Annotated in this window: 1 protein-coding gene; it reads left to right on the top strand. The window is 75.3% G+C overall.

All coding sequences use genetic code 11. From position 1 onward, the window contains the following. Window positions 1-177: 177 nt before the first annotated feature. The coding region (locus ABZW03_RS41240; RefSeq protein ID WP_355270059.1) for a DeoR family transcriptional regulator at window positions 178-1,048 on the top strand (871 nt) is incomplete at its 3' end.

Consider the following 1,048-nt stretch of genomic DNA (forward strand, 5'->3'; position numbering starts at 1 on the left):
AGCGCGTCCACGGGCCGCCCGGCCTCCCGGTGCGTTCCCGGCCGTGCCGTCCGCCGGGACGTCGTGCGCCGGGACGTCGTGCGTCGGGGCCCGGTGATAATGGACGCGGCCGACCCGGCCGTGTTCCTGGTCGCCGACGAGACGACCCCACGTGCCCGGCCGACCGGAAGGACCTCCGTGGCTGACCAGACCCTGTTCGCCGCCCAGCGCCGCGCGCTGATCCTCGACGAGATCCGCCGCACCGGCGCCGTCCGGGTCGCCGACCTGGTCACCCAGTTCGGTGTCTCCGACATGACGGTCCGCCGCGACCTGGACGTCCTCGCCCGGCAGGGCACCGTGCAGAAGGTCCACGGCGGAGCCGTCGCCACCGGGACGGCCAGCACCTTCGAGCCCGGCTTCGAGGCCAAGTCCGAACTGGAGGAGGGCACCAAGGCCGCCCTCGCCGACGCCGCGGCGCGCCTCGTGGAGCCGGGCAGCGTGGTCGCGCTGTCCGCCGGCACCACCACCTACGCCGTCGCCACCCGGCTGCTGGAGGTGCCGCGGCTGACGGTCGTCACCAACTCGCTGCGGATCGCGGACCTACTCTGGACGGCGGAGAGCGACGGACGGGAGACCGTCCCGTCGCTGCTGCTGACCGGAGGGGCGCCCACCCGTTCCGCCGCCCTGGTGGGAGCCCTCGCCGACCAGGCGATCCGCACGCTCCACGTGGACCTGCTCGTCCTCGGCGTGCACGGCGTCAGCGAGCAGGCCGGGCTGACCACGCCCAACCTGGCGGAGGCCCAGACCAACCGGGCCCTGATCGCCTCCGCCCGCCGCACCGTCGTGGTGGCCGACCACACCAAGTGGGGCGTCGTCGGCCTGAGCAGCTTCGCCGCCCTGGCGGAGGTCGACTGCTTCATCACCGACGACGCCCTCCCGGCGGCGGCCCGCGGCGCGCTCGCCGACGCGGTCGGCGAGTTCCGCTACGACCCCGAGCACCCGGCCCCCGTCCTGCACGGCCTCAGCCTGAAGCTCGCCCCCGGCGAGACCCTCGCCCTGGTCGGCGCCT

The sequence above is a fragment of the Kitasatospora sp. NPDC004799 genome (genome assembly GCF_040609095.1).
Classification (GTDB): Bacteria; Actinomycetota; Actinomycetes; order Streptomycetales; family Streptomycetaceae; genus Kitasatospora.